Origin of the sequence: Sterolibacterium denitrificans, assembly GCF_900174485.1 — a bacterium.
Classification (GTDB): Bacteria; Pseudomonadota; Gammaproteobacteria; order Burkholderiales; family Rhodocyclaceae; genus Sterolibacterium; species Sterolibacterium denitrificans.
The window spans coordinates 1,635,296-1,652,576 of sequence record NZ_LT837803.1 but is presented as its reverse complement, the minus strand read 5'-3'; the positions used below and the strand labels follow the sequence as shown (position 1 = coordinate 1,652,576).

Below are 17,281 nucleotides of genomic sequence, written 5' to 3'. Positions count from 1 at the left end.
AAGTCTTACTTGCTTGACGGCCCACGACCAGGCAAATGAAACAAGCTACAGACTCATCATCTTCCCAACGATGAAACAGCCGCCGTGCAGGCTGGTGAGGTAAACACGCAGCTTCGCCTTGTCATCCAGCTTCCTGATGGCAACTTCCAATCCATTGCAGTGGCCGATCGTGAAACAACGGCGGTGTCGCAGGCCGATCACATATTTCATGTCAGCGTACCGCGCAACCTGCGCCACAAAACGTAGCCGCGCAGCCAACCGGGAGCATGCGCGAAGAAAGCCGACAGCACGATGACCAGCAGGAACAACTCTGTCCGCCACTGGGGCAGGAGATCGGCCATGCCGAGCAAGCCGAGCTTCAGGACGATGGCCTGCCCTTTGAGTTGGCGCAGCCAGGCAATATCAGTCCAAATGTAGAGCGCAACGAGCAGGCAGCCGGATGTCATCAGGCAAGTCCAGAATGGCTGCCATTGCGCCTCGGGAAGATCGAACAGAAAACCGCCTCCCACGCCGGCAACGCCGATAAGGTGCAAGCAGCGCAAGCTGATGTTGAGCCAGCGCTGGCCGGGCAGAAGACGAGGTGGCGGCGAAAACAGGCGCTTGCTCATGGCTGATTGGAAATTTGACGAGACCACGGTTGGACGCATACGCAAGAATACGTTATATTAACTTAAATATAACGATAAGCAATGATACGCAATGAAATGAAAACGAAAAAACTGACCTCTTTGGAAGACGCCATCGCCATCATGGCCGAATGCGAAGCCCTTTCTGCGACAGAAGAGGTTTCGCTGGATCAGTTGGCGGGGCGCATCCTTGCGGAGGATATCGTTACCCCCGATCACTTGCCGCGATGGGATTGCAGCGCGATGGACGGCTATGCCGTCGTCCATGCCGATTTGCGCGACGGGGCATGGCTGCCGGTAAATCAGCGGATTCCAAAGAAGGGGGCGAACGTTCGCATTGCCGGGGAAGACATTCAAAAAGGCAATGTATGCCTGCCTGGGGGAAGACGACTGGATGCTGCCGCCATAGGGATGATGGCGATGATCGGCCGCGCTGCGGCGGATCAGGTCGCCTGGCCGGTCAAGGCCGCATTTGATTGGCCAAATCCCGATTCCCGACGCGAGTTTCTGCGTGCCCGCTCACGGATGGGGCCAGACGGCCATGAAGCGGCAATATGCAGAAACCAAAGCTCGGGCGCGCCAAGCTCCCTCGGCTGGATGGATGGACTGATCGACTTGCCGGGCGGATGCGCCGTTCGTGCCGGAGATACCGTTCGTTACCTTGCCTTGTCCGATCTGCTTGCCGGATGAGCATTGAGTCAAATTGGCGTTGACTGGGCCATTTACTATCGTGATGCCGATCAATATAAACCGATGCACCGTCGAGTCGATCAAGGACTTGATGCCCTTCATTCAGGTGGCAAGAAGCGGAAGCTTTACGGCTGCAGCAAATCGCCTCGGGGTTTCCACGGCGGCTGTCAGCAAAAGTATTGCGCGGCTTGAAAATCAGCTTGATACGCGCCTCTTCAACCGCACTACGCGAAGCATTCATTTGACCGCGGAAGGGAAGCTCTTCTTTGATCACGTGGATGCGGGATTCGCCCGCATCGATCAGGCGATCAATCTCGTTGAGGAGGCGAGAGGCGGTCCCGTCGGTTTGATCCGATTATCCACCATGACATATTTCGGGCGTCATCTGCTCATGCCCCTGGTGCCAACCTTTCTCGACACCTTCCCGAATGTCAGCCTGGAAATCAGCATGAACGACATCATGCCGGATTTGGTCAGCGAAGGCTTCGATGTTCGCATCATTCACGGACAGCCGACCGAAACACGCTATGTCTATCGTCATCTTTACCGGCTTCCCCTGGTCCTCGTGGCAAGCCCTGAATATCTCTCGCGGAAGGGAGAACCCAGGCATCCCGATGATCTCGTCCATCACGATTGCATCACCGCCTTGCGCCTCTCAGGCGAACGGTATAGCTGGAACTTCACCGCGGAGACATCCGACAACGCGACCCAGCAATCTGCCAGCTATGTACATTACCCAAATGGACGGCTCGTCGTCTCAAAGCAAGTGGATACCGTCGTCGATGCCGCATTGATGGGACTGGGTGTAACAGTGACCTTCGTTGAGTCTGTACTTGAACATCTGGAAAGCGGTCGGCTGCAGGTGTTGTTGCCGGACTTTCTGGTCGACGACGACGGCCGCAACGATTCGGAAATATTCATTCAATATCCGCACCGTGAATATCTATCATTGAAGGTCAGGGTACTTATCGATTTTCTGATTGAGCATTTCTATTCGTACGAATTGCGGGATTACTCTCCGGCAACCCTCAAGCAGCGATATCAACCCGGCGCCGGATGAACTGCGGCAGCCAACTTCGGTTTCTAGGATAATCCCGGCAGTTGCAGCCGGTTGGCTGCATTTTTCAATGCTTACGGGAGACAGCTTCAATGACGACAACGATGACAACAGCCAGCGGCCTCGGTATCGAGGATGTCAAGATCGGTGATGGCGCAGAGGCGCAACCCGGTCAGATGGTAACGGTGCATTACACGGGCTGGCTGACGGACGGGCGCAAATTCGACTCCAGCAAGGATCGTTTCGATCCTTTCGTCTTTCACCTCGGTGGCCGCGAAGTCATCGCCGGCTGGGACGAAGGCGTTGTCGGCATGAAAATCGGCGGCACGCGCAAACTGACCATTCCGCCGGAACTCGGCTACGGCGCGCGCGGCGCCGGTGGCGTCATTCCACCCCATGCGACGCTGGTGTTTGAAGTCGAGCTGCTGGGCATCAGCTGAGCGGTCGATGCCACCGGATCGACCGGGCCGCAGCAGACTGCGGATTATGGCTACGACTACGGCAGGATGAGCGTGAAACGCGCCCCCCGGGCGCCGCTACCCAAGCCATCATTGACAAGCTCCAGCCGCCCCTGCCGCCCTGGTCTTCCGCTTTGGCTGGCCGGGACGGCATGGCGACTGGCAATCAGGCGCGCGAAGCGCAGCCCCAAACCCGTACCGCCATGCTTGCTCACCGATTCATTCGCGGCAGCGGAACGGTCGATCTCGTCGGCAGCGTCCGTTTCGGCCTCGACAGCGCGCAATGCCTCGTCCGGGTAGCCCTCGCCATCATCCTTGACGGTGAAGCGTATCCCCTCTTCGCCGAGCTGACCGACGCTGAAGCGGATTGTCCGGCTGGCATGGCGCAAGGCATTGCGCAAGGCATCCAACAGAACGAGTTTGACCAGGTAGGCATCGAAAGCCCAGGTGCCAATGCACTCCGCTGCAGAGAAATCGGTTTCAATCCTGATTTTGCCGGCATCCGATCCGGCAACGGCAAATTCCGTCATGACGTCGGCAACGAAATCGGCCAGGCTGTGATCCTCAATGGCCATGCGCAGGCTGCCTTCGCCGGCACGGTAGAGCACGAGCAATTCCACCAACTGTCCGCCGAGCAGACTTGCCAGGTTTTCTGCCTGCCTGAGCGCGGGTGAATCCGCACCCTGCGCCTGAGTGGCAAACTCGTGCCGCGCTCTGGCAAGCCAGGTGCCAAGGGCATTCAGCGAATTCTTGGCATCGTGAATGGCTGCGGCAACCAGTGAGTCCACGATCAGCTCTCCAGGGTGATCGGCGGCAAACCGGACGGCGCTACCTTTTCATAGAAGGCCATGGCCGCTGGAAGCTTGGGGTGTTCCGGATTGGCCTGAATCGCGCGTTCGATGTAACGGCGCGCATCGGCGAGCTGTTTCAGATCCATGCCGCGCTGATTGATGCGCATCATGATGGCCTGCGCGGCATTGATCAGCACCTGGGCATTGTTCTGCAAACGTTCGGCCGCTTCGACCAGCATGACGATCGCCTGGTCGAGTTCACCGCTCTTGGCCAGGGCAACGGCGTCATTGTTGAGGCGAATCATACGGGTACGCGTTGCTTCGATGAACTCGATGCCTTCATCCTTCAGGCCTGCGACTTCAAATACGTTGCGCGCACGCGCGAGCACTTTTTCGTTCTCGTGATGATCTTCGGCAACCGCCTGGATGATCTGCCGGGCTTCGCTTTCCTGGCCCATCACGAAACATGACTGAGCAACTTCCAGTGCCGTACTGGCATCCAGCGCTCCATCTCGCTGCAGGGCAATCGCCTGGGCATAGGCGGCCTCTGCGGCTTCGAGATTGCCGGCATGCATCTGAACCTGGCATTCGAGCGCTGCCTGGCGCGCCTTGAGATCCGGCGTATGGGAGAAATGCATCCCCATGTCCTTGACCGCAGTCATCGCCTCCTTGTGCTTGCCTTGCTCGACACAACTGCGGGAAAGCGCCGCATAGTCATCATGGCTCTTGAAGAAGCCCGTCCGATCCCGATCGACGGCAATGCGCAAGGCGGTTTCGGCCCGGCCATAATCTGCGTTTTCCAGCGCCAGGTTACCGAGCTCGCGCTGGCGCTGCGTGGATGCCGAAACCCGCAGGGCGCGCTCGACCACCACCTGGGCCGCGACCTTGTCGGTCTTTTCAAGAATTTCCGTCAGCGCATCATAGGCAGCCAGGTAATTGGGGTAAGCCTTCAGCGAGCTTTCCAGCGTGGCCACGGCTTCGTCCTGCCGTCCCAAGGCTTTCAACGCCAGGGCCTTGCCAACGACGGCCCACGGCGTCGAGCGTTGTGCGAGGACATTTTCGTAAAGCGCCAGCGCGTCGTCATTCCGGCTGCATTGCAGCAGCAACTCGCCTTTCAGGCGCAACAGGTCCGTCGAATAATGATTGCGGCTACCGCTGTGCCCTCCCTCTGCGAGCAAGGCATCGCAGGCCTTCAGCGCCTTCTGCGGGTCACCCTTGGCCGTCATGTGCTGATATACGGATTTCAGCGCTTCCTTCTTTTCGAGTATGCGCAGCAAGCGCGTGGCCAGTATTTCCGCCGTGAATGGCTTCAGCAGGTAATCGTCCGGCGAATATTCCGCCGTCGTCGAAACCTGCTGATAACCGGTCTCACCCGTTATCATCAGGAAGGCCGAAGACAACGGCAACAGGTTCTTGCGCCGCACCAGTTCCAGAAACTGCTGGCCATCGGTACCCTGGCCGAGGTTGTAGTCGCAAACGATGATGTCGAATTTTTTCGCTGTTAGCTTATCGACGGCCTCTTTGATGTTCCGCACACTCACGCAGTTCTGCAGGCCACAACCGGACAGCTGGATGCGTAATGAATTGCGCATCTCGGCATTGTCGTCGATCAGCAAACAGGTTTTGTTTCTCAAATCCATAATGACAGCGTATCTCTTCCGGAATGGAACAGGGTACTACTTTTCCAGCATCCGCCGAATGACGCGATTGAAGGGGCGAACCCATTCAGCGGCAAACTGGTTGCTGCAGGCATTGATTTCGGCGATTGCCCGCAGCATCGAACGCGTGGCGCCGCGATCGCCATGCTTGAACATGACGGCTTCGAATGCATCGACGATGGCAAGCAGCTTCGCTCCGGCGCAGATTTGCTCTCCCCGCAGGCGCCGAGGATAACCTCCGCCGTCGGGCATTTCATGATGTTGCGCAACCATTTCCGCCGCCGACTGCCAACCGGCCATCCGCTCCAGCAGGCCGGCAGCCAGGACGGGATGTATCTGCATCCGGAAGCGCTCATCCTCATTCAGCTTGCCAGCCTTCAGCCACAGCGACTCAGGCAGAAACATCATGCCGACATCATGGATATACACGGCTGCTTCCAGTTGTACCGGATCAATCGGTGTTCCAGCCTCTTCGTTCGTTTCGAGCGCAAGTTTGAGCAGGCGCTGACGGCGTCCTTCAAATAGCGGCGAACGCGCCTCATATTGCTTGTTCAGAAGACGAAAGAACAGCAAATCGGCGGCTATTTGTTCGGAACTGCGGGCAATCGCCGAATTCGGCCGGGCGCCCATGCTGGCCGGGAGCAGCGGACGAAATCCGGTCACTGCCTCGAGCAGGTGAATTGCCGCCGCTTCAAAATCAGCCGCACCAGCCAGCACGAGACGCTCCAGGCCATCGACCAGCGCATCCAGCTTCAATTGTTCCAGCGGACGTTCGTCAATCAGAGCCTCGACGGCCAGTTCCAACCTGTCCAGTGCCAGCAACAGGGTTTCTGCAAACAATTCGCCACGGGGCAGCTGCGTCGGGCCGGCGCGCATCAGCAAACGCTCGAGCGGCCGGAGGATCAATCCGCCCAGCGCGAAACCGTCGGCTGCCGCCTGTTCGCAAATTTCCTGGATTTCCTGGGTGAACGTATCGAACAGCGCAGCATCGGCCGATCCATTTTTCAGTTGCACCAGACTGCGCTCGATTCCTGGCAAACGCTCGAGAAGATGCCGCTGAAAAGTGATCAGCGTTGCCCTATTGCTCTCTGGCTGCAACAACAAATTCGACTTGCTCATCGTAATCAAATTGCGCGGCATCGCGTGTCACGTATTACAAGGTCACAAAGAGGTTTCAGCTACGGGCGGCCTCGTGGTGCATGAATCACGCCGCCCCGGCGTTGTCGAAGAGCTTCGCCCGAACGAACCTTCACACTTCAGCAGGACCGACCAGGAAAACAACCCAAAAAATTACGCCTGACGTGCAGTCCAACTGCAATGGCCAGGCGTAAGCTCGTATGCAACCGCAGGAAAATGGCGAATCGGACAACCCGCTTCATGGTACAGGCCACTACAAGAACCCCGTCAGATCAGGCAATCACCTGTGCATCCGACACCATTGGTGACATCTCAGCGGAATCAACGAACTGCTGCCTGTATCTGTTCATCAATGATTTTCGGTGTGATGAATACCAGCAGTTCCTTCCTCGATTGGGATCTGGAATTGCTCTTGAACAAATTACCCAGTATCGGCAGATCACCCAGCATCGGTACTTTGTTGATGGTTTCCTGCTCAGCCTGCTGATACACGCCACCGAGCACCACGGTACCTCCGTTGTCCACCGTCACCTTGGTCTTGATGTTCTTGGTATTGATCGAGACACCATCGATATAGACGGCCCCCACCTCGTCGTTCGAAACCTCCAGATCGAGGATGACGGTACCATCCGTAGTGATCTGCGGCGTCACGGCGAGTTTCAGTTCCGCTTTCTTGAACTCCGTCTGCGGCGTTCCCTTGTCGGTGATGACGGTAAACGGCACCTCAACCCCTTGGGAAATCTGAGCCTGCTGTGAGTCCGCCGTCACGACACGCGGACTGGCGATACTCTTCAGCCGACCATCCGTCTCGGCAGCCTGCAGTTCAAGATTGATGAAATTCGAGACACCGTTTCTGAAAAGACTGATCGCAAAACGGCTCGGATCCGCGCCACCCTGTTTCATGGCCGGCAGATTGACGGAATTTGTCTGTGCCAACGAAGCGGCTCCAAGTCCCCCACCCGCGCCATCCTGACCGGTCTGCGCAAAAAGGCCTTCCAGACTGCCGCCCACCCTGGCCCGGGTCGTCTTGTTATCTTTATCGATCAGGCTGCTCGCATCGTTGAAACCCAGGCGAACGCCCAGGCTGCGCCCGAAATTGTCCTCGGCGCTGACGATGCGCGCCTCGATCAAAACCTGCTTGACCGGCTTGTCGAGCTGTGAAATGAGTGTCTTGACGCGCTCCAGGTACTGCGGGTAGTCCGTCACGAACAACTGATTCGTACGGACATCCATGGCCACGGCACCAAACGGGGACAGATAACTGCCGCGTTCCGTCGCCGAAGCAATGGCTCCCTTGATCTGCGGGACTTCACCCCTCACCCCGGCAAGCGTGCCGCCGCGCTGCAGCTCGGTAGACTTCTTGAGCTCTTCCCCGGTCAGCAGTTTGGAGACATCTTCCGCCTTGGCATAGCTGAGGCGGAAAGTCTGGGTCTGCATCGGCTCGGAAATACTCGACGCTTGGCGGGACTGCGCCTGGTACTCATCCCGTTCGATGATTTCCTTGTCGGGCGCAATCCAGATGACATTGCCTTTCTTGCGCATGCCCAGCCCCTTGGCCTGGAGGATGATGTCCAGCGCCTGATCCCAAGGCACGTCCTTGAGCCGCAAGGTGACATTGCCCGTCACGGCATCGCTGGTGATGATGTTGTAGTTGGTGAAATCGGCAATGACCTGGAGTACGGCACGCACCTCGATATTCTGGAAGTTCAGGGACAGCTTCTCGCCATGCATCCCCATCGAACTGCCCGGCACCAACTGGTTGGCGTCTTCCACGATCGGGCGTATCTCGACGACGAACTGGTTGTCACTCTGATAGGCGTTATGCTCCCACAGTCCATGCGGAGTAATGGTCATCAGGACATTGCCGCCCTGCGCCTTGGTATCCACCGCCGTGACCGGCGTGGCGAAATCGGTCACATCCATACGCCGGCTGAGATGACGCGGCAACTCCGCCCTCTTGAAGGTCACCAGCAGATTCTTGCCCTGCTTCTGCAGATCGATCCCGATATTCGGATCGGAAAGATCGACCATGATGCGCGCTTCGCCACCCCGACCCCTGCGGAAATTGATGTCACGCAACCCCTGCACCGTCGCTTCCATTTGCTGCGGCGCGGCAGTGGAAAAGTGCGAAACCGGAGCGGCTGCTGGAGCGGCGACGGCCGTGCTGCCGACAGAGTTTCCGGCGGCCGCCAGGGTCACATAGACTTCCGAACCATCAACGCGGGTGTCGTATGAGGCCATCCGGTTCAAATTGAGTACCATGCGGGTGCGATTACCCACCTGGATCACGTTGATGCTGCGCAAATCGCCCTGATTCACCTGCTCGACGTTCCGCGCCAGTGCGCTCAATGTTGCCGGAAAGTCGAAGGCAATTCGCGGCGGGCTGGCAATGCTGAAGCTGGCAGGCGAGACCGCCGGCGGTTGCTTGAGCGTGAGCTTGACGATGGTAACACCCTCCGACTGGCTCACTTGCAGAGTGTCGATGCTGTTGACCGCAGGCGCAGCGGATGCATCTGACGCCTGCTGCGCCCAGGATGCGGACGCCAGGCCGCAGAGGATTGCAACGGAGGCCAGGTATCGACCGGTTGTGCGAAGTAAGCTCATTTCTTAGTCTCCTGTTCCTGCAACTGCAGAGAGGTGGCGCGTTCAACCCACTCGCTATCCTGTTCCTGCACCAGCTCCTTGAGCTGAATTTCCGTATCGGTAATGCCGACGATCATGCCGAAATTCTGCCCCATGTAATTTCCAAGCCGTACCGTATGCACGGTCTTGTCGGCCAGCACCATGGCACTCGTCCGACCTTTTTCCCGGACGACGCCGACCATTTTCAGCGACTCGAGCGGATAAGCCTCCAGCGGCTCCTTGTAGCGATTTGGATCAGGCCGCAGGCCGCTGCCCTCGCCTTTCTTTCCCGTTTCAATCCTCAGCGAATTGAACGGGTCCACCAGATCACCGGCATCATAGGACACGATGGGAAACGGCCTGATTTCAGGCAAGGGTGGAATTTTTCCCTTGATGCTCTTGCTCGCCTCCTGCATCCATTGTTTGATGTCCTGGTGCTCGTCAGCCATGCAACCGACGAGCAGCAAAGCTGCCAGCATGCTCAAGGTGATGGATAGTCTGTTCATTTCTTGCCACCCGCCTTGCCTTTCGCCTGTTTCTCGCGCTTTTGCTTGGAGAGCTCCGCCTCATCGAGATAACGGAAGGTTTTCGCCACCATCGTCATGCTCAGAGCGTTGTCCTTGAGCATGGTTACATCGATGTCATTCAATGTGACGATCCGCGACAATTTGGCGATATCGCCCGTAAAGGCGCCAAGGTCGTGATAGCGTCCCACCAGCTTGATGGTAATCGGCAACTCGGCATAGAAATCCTTGAGCGCCTCGGTTCCCGGCTTGAACAATTCGAACTGCAAGCCACGTCCGATCCCTGACTGGTTGATATCGACCAGCATCGACTCCATCTCTGCCTTGTCCGGCAACTGGCGAAGCAAGGTACCGAAGGAGCGATCGATCTCGGCAAGCTGCTTGCTGTATTCATCAAGATTGACAGCCTGTTTTTTCTTGTCGAGCCACTCATCCTTCAAGCGCGATTCTTCCTGCCGCTTGGTATCGAGTTCTGCGAATTGCGAGTTCCAGCCGAACCACCAGGCAGACAGCAACAGCATCAGGAAAACCCCAAGCAAGGTCGCGATGCGCGGCACCAAGGGCCACGCGCCCGGATCCTTCGGATCGAGCGTCTTGAAATCCTCGAGGATTGCCTGAAAATCGACTGCCGGCACGGACGGCTTTCTCAGAGCGGGCACTCTTCTCATGATTTTTTGCCCTTCTTGAGCTTTTTATTCTCTTTCACGTCATCTTCGGCAGTGGTCTGCTGACGCGTGAAATACACATTCATGTTGAACTGGCTGAGACGACGCGAGCCGACCGTCACCGACTGTATCTCCACCAGGCCGGGACGTTCGAGCAGCGGCGAGGCTTCAAGATTGCGCATCATCGACGATACCCGTGAATTGCTCTGGGCATAACCGACCAGAGTCACCTTGTCGCCCTTCTGTTTAATGCTTTTCAGATAAGTGCCTTCCGGCATCTGGCGCGCCAGTTCATTGAACAGGTGCACGGTTTCAGCCCGATTTGCCTGCAACGACTCGATGATGCGTTTGCGCGAAAGCAGCGCGTCGGTCTGCTCCTTGAGATGCTTGATCGCTTCAATATCCTTGTCGAGCGCGGCGATCTCCGACTTGAGAAAGCGGTTCTTGTCATCCTGGCTGCTGATATAGCCATTGATGACGCCGTATCCCATGAACCAGATGAGTCCGGCGAGTATCGCAATGGCGCCCAGTAGAGCGAAAAACTGCCGACGACGCGCCGCACGCTTTTCCTCGCGATGAGGGAGCAGGTTGATACGAATCACTGATCAAACCTCCGTAAGGCGAGACCGCACGCAACCAGCAGGGAAGGCGCATCGGCAAGCAGTTGCTTGGGCCGGATGCGCGCCGAAGTCGGCATATTGACGAACGGATTGGCGATGTGCGTTGGTATTCCGATACGATCCTTCACCGTCACATCCAGTCCCGGAATCACGGCGCAGCCCCCGGCGAGAACGATCTGATCGACCTTGGTGTGTTGCGATTGCCCGGAAGAAAAGAAGAACTGCAGTGCCCGCGAGACTTCCAGAGCAAGATTATCCATGAACGGCTTGAGCAATTCCGCCTCGTAGTTTTCCGGCAGCGAATGACTGCGCTTTGCCGCGTCCGCCTCCTCATAGCTCATGCCGTAGGCGCGCATGATTTCCTGGGTCAACAGATTGCCGCCAAACGCCTGCTCGCGAGCATAGATTTGCTGGCCATTGCGCAGCATGGTCAAGCCCATGACATTGGCGCCGACATCAATCAGGGCGATCAGCAAATCCTTGCCGCCACCAGGCAATTGCCGCCCCACCAGTTCAAAGGCAGACAGCGTCGCATAGGACTCGACATCGACGACCAGCGCCCTGAGACCCGCCGCCTCGGCACAGGCAACCCGGTCTTCCACCTTTTCCTTGCGCGATGCTGCGATCAGTACTTCAACTTCATCCTGGCTCGAAGGTGCCGGGCCGAGGATCTGAAAATCCAGATTCACTTCATCCAGCGCAAATGGAATGTACTGATTGGCCTCGGATTCGACCTGCACTTCCATTTCCTGCTCCCGCAAGTCGGCAGCAAGGATGATCTTCCGCGTGATGACGGCCGCCGCCGGCAAAGCCAGGGCAGCATACCTGGTGGAGGAGCCGAGACGCTTCCATGCCCGTTTGACGCCATCCGCAACCTGGTCGAAATTGGCGATATTGCCATCGACCACCGCATCGCGCGGCAAAGGCTCGATTGTGTAGCGCTCGATGCGCAGCACTCCCTTGCCGGCATCCACCAACTCGACCATCTTGACCGACGAGGTGCTGATATCCACCCCAATCAGCGGCCGGTTTTTCGGATTGAAAATTGACAAGTCGATCTGCAAGAAAAATTCCCTTTTAAAATCTTGCGTTAGACGTCATACAGATAATTCACATTAGATGCTAGCAGCAACTATGTCGACTGTAAAGTTTTTTCTACCGGTGTTTTTTTACCATATCCCTCCGGACAAACAACAAGCCGAAGCAGGGAATTTTCCAGGTCGAGGCATATAATGCGCGTTCGATTTTCCCAAGAAAATTTTCTCTTGTCTCCAATTTTTCGCTGGCCCCTTTACCTGCTCCTGCTGCTTGTCGGCACCATTGCTGCCGGCATGGCCCTGCTCGGCATCATTGTCGTGCTGGCCTATCCCCAGCTCCCTTCGCTTGAAGTGCTGACTGATTATCAGCCGAAAATTCCCTTGCGCGTTTATACCGCCGATGGCTACCTGATCGGCGAATTCGGTGAAGAGCGGCGCGCACTCGTCCGCATCAGCGAGGTTCCCGACGTCATGAAACAGGCCATCCTCGCTGCCGAGGATGAGCGTTTCTACACGCACGGCGGCGTCGACACGCTGGGTGTATTGCGCGCAGCCTATTCCAACTTCATCGGTGGCGGCAAACGCCAGGGTGCCTCGACCATCACCATGCAGGTGGCGCGCAATTTCTTTCTCTCCAGAGAGAAGACGATAACGCGCAAGCTCTACGAAGCACTGCTCGCCTTCAAGATCGAGCACAGTCTTTCCAAGGACGAAATCCTGCAGCTCTACATCAACCAGATCTACCTGGGCCAACGTGCCTACGGCTTTTCCTCCGCTGCGCAGATCTATTACGGCAAGGCGCTCAAGAACATCAATCTTGCCGAAGCGGCCATGCTGGCCGGCCTGCCCAAAGCCCCTTCGTCCTTCAACCCGGTTGCCAACCCCAAACGCGCCAAGCAGCGCCAACTGTACGTGTTGCGGCGCATGCTCACGCTCAACTACATCAGCGAAGATGCGTACGCCGAGGCCCAGAACACGATACTGACCGTCAAGCGCGACTACAACGATTTCGGGGTACATGCCGAGTTCGTTGCCGAAATGGCCCGCCAGATCGCCTATGAACAATTCCAGGACAGCATCTACAGCCGGGGGCTGAAAGTCATCACCACCATCACCAAGGCCGAGCAGGAAGCTGCCTACAACAGCCTGCGCAAGGGCTTGTTCGATTACGATCGCCGTCACGGCTATCGCGGCGCCGAGGGCTATATCGATATGCAGGCGATCCAGACCGACCAGGACGAGGCGCTGGAAGAAGTCCTCGCCAACTACGAGGATTCGGATGACCTGCGCGCAGCCGTGGTGCTCAATGCCAAACCCGGCTCGGTACGCGCCTATCTGCGTGGCGGCGAAATCGTTCAGATTACCGGCGATGGCCTCAAGTTTGCCAGCCGCATGCTGGATGAGAAATCCCCGCCCAACAAGCGCATCCGGCGCGGCGCGATCATCCGGATCTACAAGGATGGCAAGCAGCAATGGCAAATTGGCCAGATGCCCGATGCCGAAGGCGCCTTTGTCGCCGCCAGTCCCATCGATGGCGCAATTCGCGCCCTGGTCGGCGGCTTTGATTTCAATCGCAACAAGTTCAATCATGTCACGCAGGCCTGGCGCCAGCCCGGTTCCAGCTTCAAGCCTTTCATTTACTCGGCCGCCCTCGAGAAAGGCTACAGCCCGTCCTCGGTGCTGTCCGACGAGCCCATCGTCATCTCGGCAGCGGAAACCGGCAGCCGCGCCTGGGAGCCCAAAAACTACGATGGCAAATATGACGGCCCGATGTCGCTGCGCATGGGGCTGGCCAAATCGAAGAACATGATATCGATACACCTGCTCAAGTCGATCGGCACCCAATACGCCCAGGACTACATCACGCGCTTCGGCTTCGATGCGGACAAACACCCCCCCTACCTCACCATGGCTCTCGGCTCCGGAGCGGTCACGCCTTGGCAACAATTGACCGCCTATGCCATCTTCGCCAATGGTGGCTATCGCATCACTCCATTCATCGTGCGCCAGATTCTTGACGACAAGGACAATGTGCTTGCCGAAACCAGGCCTGCCGTTGCCGGCGACGAAACCCTGCGCGTCATCGACGCCCGCAATGCCTATCTGATCGACAGCATGCTGCACGACGTGGTCAGGCGCGGTACGGCAACCAAGGCCCTGGCGCTGAAACGTAGCGACCTTGCCGGCAAGACCGGCACCACCAACGATTATGTCGATGCCTGGTTCTGTGGCTACCAACCCACTGTCGTCGGCATCTCCTGGATCGGCTTCGATCAGCCGAAGAGGCTGGGCAGCGGAGAAACCGGCGGGACAACCGCCCTGCCCATCTGGATCGGCTTCATGGAAAAAGCCTTGCAGGGCGTACCGGAAAATTTCATGGAGCAACCAGAAGGGCTGGTCGCCATCGATCCTAAAGATCCGAGTGGCAAACCCGGCGGCCGCGAGTACATCTATGCGGAAGACTTGCCCGGAGCAAACGAATCCAGCAGCAGCACTGAAGAGACCTCGGGTTCTTCGTTGCTTCCCTCGCTCTTCCCTGCCCCCGCACCGCTTCCGGAAAAACAGCAAACGCCGGCTCCCGTTCAGGATGCGCGGCCCAAGCCAATTCCGGTGCCAACTCCGCCCCCAATCCCGTCTCCGGCCCAGAAACACTAGGGACAACACCAGGGACCGGCCAACCCCTGATCCGTACTGTCTGGATCGTTTGTCGATCAGGCGGACAGCTCGACCGCCTCACCCACCTGCTCAGTCATGCACTGCGACAGGCGCTCCATGAGTTCGACGCCATCGCGCGTCCCCACCCAGCGGTCAGGCGTCGCGCTGCCTGACTCCGGACGAAAGTGGTAGCCGCCGGATTTTGCCGCGACCCAGATTTCCTGTGCGGCGCTGTGACGATTGATGATGATCTTGCTGCCGCCTGCATGTGCAAATTCGAGCTCGATCACGCCACCGGCCAGAAACTCGTAATCGAAATCCGCCGAACAATTTTCCAGCGCCACCTCGATACGCGCCAGCATCGCATCCGCCCGCGCATCGAACATCTGCTCATCCATGATCTCCAACCTCCCGCAGCAGCGTTGCAATGGCAGGCACAGGCAGTGCCATGTTAGGATTCGGAGCTTTTCCGTTCATCCACTCCGGCCGTTCCGTCACGCTCATGCGCCCGCCACTCCAACGCCATTATTTGATTTATCCGGTTTTCATCATGCTTGCCGCCTGCGGCACGAAAACCCCGCTGACCCTGCCACCCGGCCATGGCAAGCCGCCTCTGTTCGGCGTCTCCGGCGGTACAGCGCCGGAAACTGCAACGGCCGCACCAACGTCGCAGCCACAGGCCGACGATCATAACAAACCTGTTACCGACACGAAAACGAAAACGGAAGTAGACACGGAAACACCATGAACCAGCGCGAATCCCATTTCTCCTACCGCAACGGCAGCCTGCATGTGGAAGAGCTGCCTCTTGCCACCATTGCCGAACGCTTCGGCACCCCGTGCTACGTCTATTCACGCGCGGCGCTGACTGCGGCCTATAACGACTATCGCCGCGTGCTGCACAGCGCCCAGGGGCATGACGCGCTGATCTGCTATGCCGTCAAGGCCAACTCCAACCTGGCGATCCTCAACCTGTTCGCCCGGCTGGGCGCCGGTTTCGATATCGTTTCCGGCGGCGAACTCAGCCGCGTTCTGGCGGCCGGCGGCGATCCGGCAAAGACCGTATTTTCGGGAGTAGGCAAATCCCGGGCAGAAATCGAGCAGGCCCTGCATGCCGGCATTCGCTGTTTCAATGTCGAATCGGCCAGCGAGCTGGAGCGCATCGACGAAATTGCCGGCCGCCTCAGGCTCAAGGCGCCAATATCTCTGCGCGTCAATCCCGACGTCGATCCCAAGACCCATCCTTACATTTCCACCGGCCTCAAGAACAACAAATTCGGCGTGTCCTTTGCCGATGCCCTGCCGCTGTACCGTCGCGCCCGCGATCTGCCCAACCTGGTCATCCTGGGCATCGACTGCCACATCGGCTCGCAATTGCTCGATCCGGCGCCCGCCACCGAAGCCGCGGAAAAAATTCTCGGCCTGGTCGACACTCTCGCTGCAGAAGGTATCGTCCTCAGCCACATCGATCTGGGAGGCGGTCTGGGCATCCGCTATCGTGACGAAACCGTCCCCACCACGGACGAATATCTGGCCCCCATCCTCGCCTTGCTCAAGGGCCGCACGGAAAAACTGCTCGTCGAACCGGGCCGCTCATTGGTCGGCAATGCCGGCCTGCTGCTGACCCGCGTCGAAATCACCAAGCAGGGCAGCGAAAAGAATTTCGCCGTCATCGATGCCGCGATGAATGACCTGATGCGTCCCGCGCTTTACGATGCCTGGCACGACATTCTGCCGGTACAGGAACGGCCGGAAACGGCATCCAGCAACTGGGAAATCGTCGGCCCCATCTGCGAAAGCGGCGACTTTCTCGGCCGTGAGCGTCCGCTGGCCCTGCAGGAAGGCGATCTACTGGCCATACTCTCTGCCGGCGCCTACGGCATGACCATGAGCTCCAACTACAATTCGCGACCGCGGGCTGCCGAAGTGATGGTGGATGGCGACAGGATGCACCTGGTCCGCCAGCGTGAAGAAATCGCCACGCTCTATGCAGGAGAAACCCTGCTGCCCTGAAGCTGAAACACGTTCTGGCGGAGAACCTCCCTCACCGCTACCTCGCCCTACCCTGCTGCATACCTCGGCATCAATGATGCATGTGGTGGGCATGATCGGTGGCAGCCTTCCCCGACGCAGGTGACGAGGCCGCGGCCACTCCGCGCACCTCGGCCCGCACATCGAGAGTAAACCGCTGCTTGTCGTGCCCTTCGATGCGCAAGCTCAGCGGCACCTGCTCGCCCGCCCTGAGCACCTGTTTCAACTCCAGCAGCATGAAGTGATAGCTGCCCGGCCGCAGCACCACCGTCTTGCCCGCCGGCAATTCCAGAAACGGCAGGGGACGCATCTTCATGACGCCGCCATCCATCACCATCTGGTGCAATTCCGTCGCACCGGCCAGTGGCGTGCTGGCGCCGACGAGCCGCGCCGGCTCGCGCGCCGTCAATTCGAGGTAGGCCGCAGCCGCCCCCTGCCCCGCCACGGTGCTGCGTACCCAGGCCGCGGACACCGCCACCTGCTGGGCCAGCGCCAGCGTCGGTGCCACCACGAGCGCGGCCAGCACGACACACGCAGCAGCATGGCACAAGGATCGCAGCAATTTCTTCACAGCCATGGAGCAAGCACCATTCACGGGAAACCGCCAGATTAGCATTCTTGTCCGCCCCTGCCGCAGCGTGCGACCGATTGCCGCAGTAGCGCTCAGCGTGCCGCATGCGGCATCCAGTCACGTCATCCCGGACTACAAT

General features: G+C 58.4%; 19 protein-coding genes. 7 read left to right on the top strand and 12 right to left on the bottom strand.

Annotation, left to right across the window (positions count from 1 at the left end; genetic code table 11):
- Nucleotides 1-45 precede the first annotated feature (45 nt).
- Nucleotides 46-210 (bottom strand): hypothetical protein, encoded by a 165-nt coding sequence (locus SDENCHOL_RS07660; protein ID WP_154716693.1) that lies wholly within the window; start codon nt 208-210, stop codon nt 46-48.
- Nucleotides 207-608, bottom strand: a complete 402-nt coding sequence (locus tag SDENCHOL_RS07655; RefSeq protein WP_154716692.1) for a hypothetical protein — start codon at nt 606-608, stop codon at nt 207-209. The genes SDENCHOL_RS07660 and SDENCHOL_RS07655 overlap by 4 nt, the downstream gene beginning before the upstream one ends.
- An 81-nt stretch (nt 609-689) precedes the next feature.
- Between SDENCHOL_RS07655 and SDENCHOL_RS07650 the strand changes: the two genes are divergently transcribed.
- From SDENCHOL_RS07650 to SDENCHOL_RS07640, 3 genes are all read left to right on the top strand, one after another.
- Nucleotides 690-1,316, top strand: coding sequence for a hypothetical protein (locus SDENCHOL_RS07650; RefSeq protein WP_154716691.1), 627 nt, complete (start codon nt 690-692; stop codon nt 1,314-1,316).
- Between the two features lie 43 nt (nt 1,317-1,359).
- A complete protein-coding gene (locus SDENCHOL_RS07645; protein ID WP_231912941.1) occupies nt 1,360-2,376 on the top strand; it encodes a LysR family transcriptional regulator in 1,017 nt (338 codons plus the stop codon).
- Between the two features lie 89 nt (nt 2,377-2,465).
- Nucleotides 2,466-2,813 carry an FKBP-type peptidyl-prolyl cis-trans isomerase gene (locus tag SDENCHOL_RS07640; protein ID WP_154716689.1) on the top strand — a complete coding sequence of 116 codons (348 nt, stop codon included), beginning with the start codon at nt 2,466-2,468 and terminating at the stop codon, nt 2,811-2,813.
- A 56-nt stretch (nt 2,814-2,869) separates the two neighbouring features.
- On the opposite strand, the gene SDENCHOL_RS07635 is transcribed toward SDENCHOL_RS07640, so the two are convergent.
- The 3 genes from SDENCHOL_RS07635 to SDENCHOL_RS07625 are packed head-to-tail and all read right to left on the bottom strand — an operon-like array spanning nt 2,870 to nt 6,156.
- Complete coding sequence (locus SDENCHOL_RS07635) at nt 2,870-3,619, bottom strand: sensor histidine kinase (RefSeq protein WP_154716688.1); 750 nt, start codon at nt 3,617-3,619, stop codon at nt 2,870-2,872.
- A gap of 2 nt (nt 3,620-3,621) precedes the next feature.
- A complete protein-coding gene (locus SDENCHOL_RS07630) occupies nt 3,622-5,262 on the bottom strand; it encodes a response regulator (protein ID WP_154716687.1) in 1,641 nt (546 codons plus the stop codon).
- Between the two features lie 36 nt (nt 5,263-5,298).
- Nucleotides 5,299-6,156, bottom strand: a complete 858-nt coding sequence (locus SDENCHOL_RS07625) for an HD-GYP domain-containing protein (protein WP_231913025.1) — start codon at nt 6,154-6,156, stop codon at nt 5,299-5,301.
- 235 nt (nt 6,157-6,391) lie between these two features.
- Here SDENCHOL_RS07625 and SDENCHOL_RS14215 point away from each other — a divergent pair, with 235 nt between their 5' ends.
- A complete protein-coding gene (locus SDENCHOL_RS14215; RefSeq protein ID WP_172955029.1) occupies nt 6,392-6,580 on the top strand; it encodes a hypothetical protein in 189 nt (62 codons plus the stop codon).
- Nucleotides 6,581-6,738: 158 nt separating this feature from the next.
- Here the strand turns inward: SDENCHOL_RS14215 and pilQ are convergent, their stop codons facing one another.
- The 5 genes from pilQ to SDENCHOL_RS07600 are packed head-to-tail and all read right to left on the bottom strand — an operon-like array spanning nt 6,739 to nt 11,906.
- Nucleotides 6,739-9,021, bottom strand: a complete 2,283-nt coding sequence (pilQ, locus tag SDENCHOL_RS07620) for a type IV pilus secretin family protein (protein ID WP_154716685.1) — start codon at nt 9,019-9,021, stop codon at nt 6,739-6,741.
- Nucleotides 9,018-9,518, bottom strand: coding sequence for a pilus assembly protein PilP (locus tag SDENCHOL_RS07615; RefSeq protein ID WP_231913024.1), 501 nt, complete (start codon nt 9,516-9,518; stop codon nt 9,018-9,020). Before SDENCHOL_RS07615 ends, pilQ begins: the two co-directional genes overlap by 4 nt.
- Nucleotides 9,519-9,541: 23 nt before the next feature.
- On the bottom strand, nt 9,542-10,198 hold the full coding sequence (locus SDENCHOL_RS07610; protein WP_331844119.1) for a type 4a pilus biogenesis protein PilO: 657 nt from the start codon (nt 10,196-10,198) through the stop codon (nt 9,542-9,544).
- Between the two features lie 29 nt (nt 10,199-10,227).
- Nucleotides 10,228-10,830 carry a PilN domain-containing protein gene (locus SDENCHOL_RS07605; RefSeq protein WP_154716683.1) on the bottom strand — a complete coding sequence of 201 codons (603 nt, stop codon included), beginning with the start codon at nt 10,828-10,830 and terminating at the stop codon, nt 10,228-10,230.
- Entirely contained in the window at nt 10,827-11,906 is a 1,080-nt protein-coding gene (locus tag SDENCHOL_RS07600) for a pilus assembly protein PilM (RefSeq protein WP_420031046.1), read from the bottom strand. Before SDENCHOL_RS07600 ends, SDENCHOL_RS07605 begins: the two co-directional genes overlap by 4 nt.
- Before the next feature lie 207 nt (nt 11,907-12,113).
- Here SDENCHOL_RS07600 and SDENCHOL_RS07595 point away from each other — a divergent pair, with 207 nt between their 5' ends.
- Nucleotides 12,114-14,540, top strand: coding sequence for a penicillin-binding protein 1A (locus SDENCHOL_RS07595; RefSeq protein WP_420031037.1), 2,427 nt, complete (start codon nt 12,114-12,116; stop codon nt 14,538-14,540).
- Nucleotides 14,541-14,596: 56 nt separating this feature from the next.
- On the opposite strand, the gene cyaY is transcribed toward SDENCHOL_RS07595, so the two are convergent.
- Entirely contained in the window at nt 14,597-14,938 is a 342-nt protein-coding gene (gene cyaY, locus SDENCHOL_RS07590; protein WP_154716681.1) for an iron donor protein CyaY, read from the bottom strand.
- A 50-nt stretch (nt 14,939-14,988) separates the two neighbouring features.
- Here cyaY and SDENCHOL_RS07585 point away from each other — a divergent pair, with 50 nt between their 5' ends.
- Entirely contained in the window at nt 14,989-15,288 is a 300-nt protein-coding gene (locus tag SDENCHOL_RS07585) for a lipoprotein (RefSeq protein ID WP_231912939.1), read from the top strand.
- Nucleotides 15,285-16,553, top strand: a complete 1,269-nt coding sequence (gene lysA, locus SDENCHOL_RS07580) for a diaminopimelate decarboxylase (RefSeq protein WP_154716679.1) — start codon at nt 15,285-15,287, stop codon at nt 16,551-16,553. Before SDENCHOL_RS07585 ends, lysA begins: the two co-directional genes overlap by 4 nt.
- A 70-nt stretch (nt 16,554-16,623) precedes the next feature.
- On the opposite strand, the gene SDENCHOL_RS07575 is transcribed toward lysA, so the two are convergent.
- Nucleotides 16,624-17,097 (bottom strand): copper chaperone PCu(A)C, encoded by a 474-nt coding sequence (locus tag SDENCHOL_RS07575; RefSeq protein ID WP_197706874.1) that lies wholly within the window; start codon nt 17,095-17,097, stop codon nt 16,624-16,626.
- Between the last annotated feature and the right edge of the window lie 184 nt (nt 17,098-17,281).

Bases quoted from the DNA above. Each gene is read 5' to 3' on its own strand.
- SDENCHOL_RS07640 (WP_154716689.1), top strand. From the start codon at position 2,466: ATGACGACAACGATGACAACAGCCAGCGGCCTCGGTATCGAGGATGTC.
- SDENCHOL_RS07585 (WP_231912939.1), top strand. From the start codon at position 14,989: ATGTTAGGATTCGGAGCTTTTCCGTTCATCCACTCCGGCCGTTCCGTC.
- SDENCHOL_RS07615 (WP_231913024.1), bottom strand. From the start codon at position 9,518: ATGCTGGCAGCTTTGCTGCTCGTCGGTTGCATGGCTGACGAGCACCAG.
- SDENCHOL_RS07650 (WP_154716691.1), top strand. From the start codon at position 690: ATGATACGCAATGAAATGAAAACGAAAAAACTGACCTCTTTGGAAGAC.
- lysA (WP_154716679.1), top strand. From the start codon at position 15,285: ATGAACCAGCGCGAATCCCATTTCTCCTACCGCAACGGCAGCCTGCAT.
- pilQ (WP_154716685.1), bottom strand. From the start codon at position 9,021: ATGAGCTTACTTCGCACAACCGGTCGATACCTGGCCTCCGTTGCAATC.
- SDENCHOL_RS07630 (WP_154716687.1), bottom strand. From the start codon at position 5,262: ATGGATTTGAGAAACAAAACCTGTTTGCTGATCGACGACAATGCCGAG.
- SDENCHOL_RS07625 (WP_231913025.1), bottom strand. From the start codon at position 6,156: ATGCGCGCCGGCCCGACGCAGCTGCCCCGTGGCGAATTGTTTGCAGAA.
- SDENCHOL_RS07645 (WP_231912941.1), top strand. From the start codon at position 1,360: ATGCCGATCAATATAAACCGATGCACCGTCGAGTCGATCAAGGACTTG.
- SDENCHOL_RS07655 (WP_154716692.1), bottom strand. From the start codon at position 608: ATGAGCAAGCGCCTGTTTTCGCCGCCACCTCGTCTTCTGCCCGGCCAG.
- cyaY (WP_154716681.1), bottom strand. From the start codon at position 14,938: ATGGATGAGCAGATGTTCGATGCGCGGGCGGATGCGATGCTGGCGCGT.
- SDENCHOL_RS07660 (WP_154716693.1), bottom strand. From the start codon at position 210: ATGAAATATGTGATCGGCCTGCGACACCGCCGTTGTTTCACGATCGGC.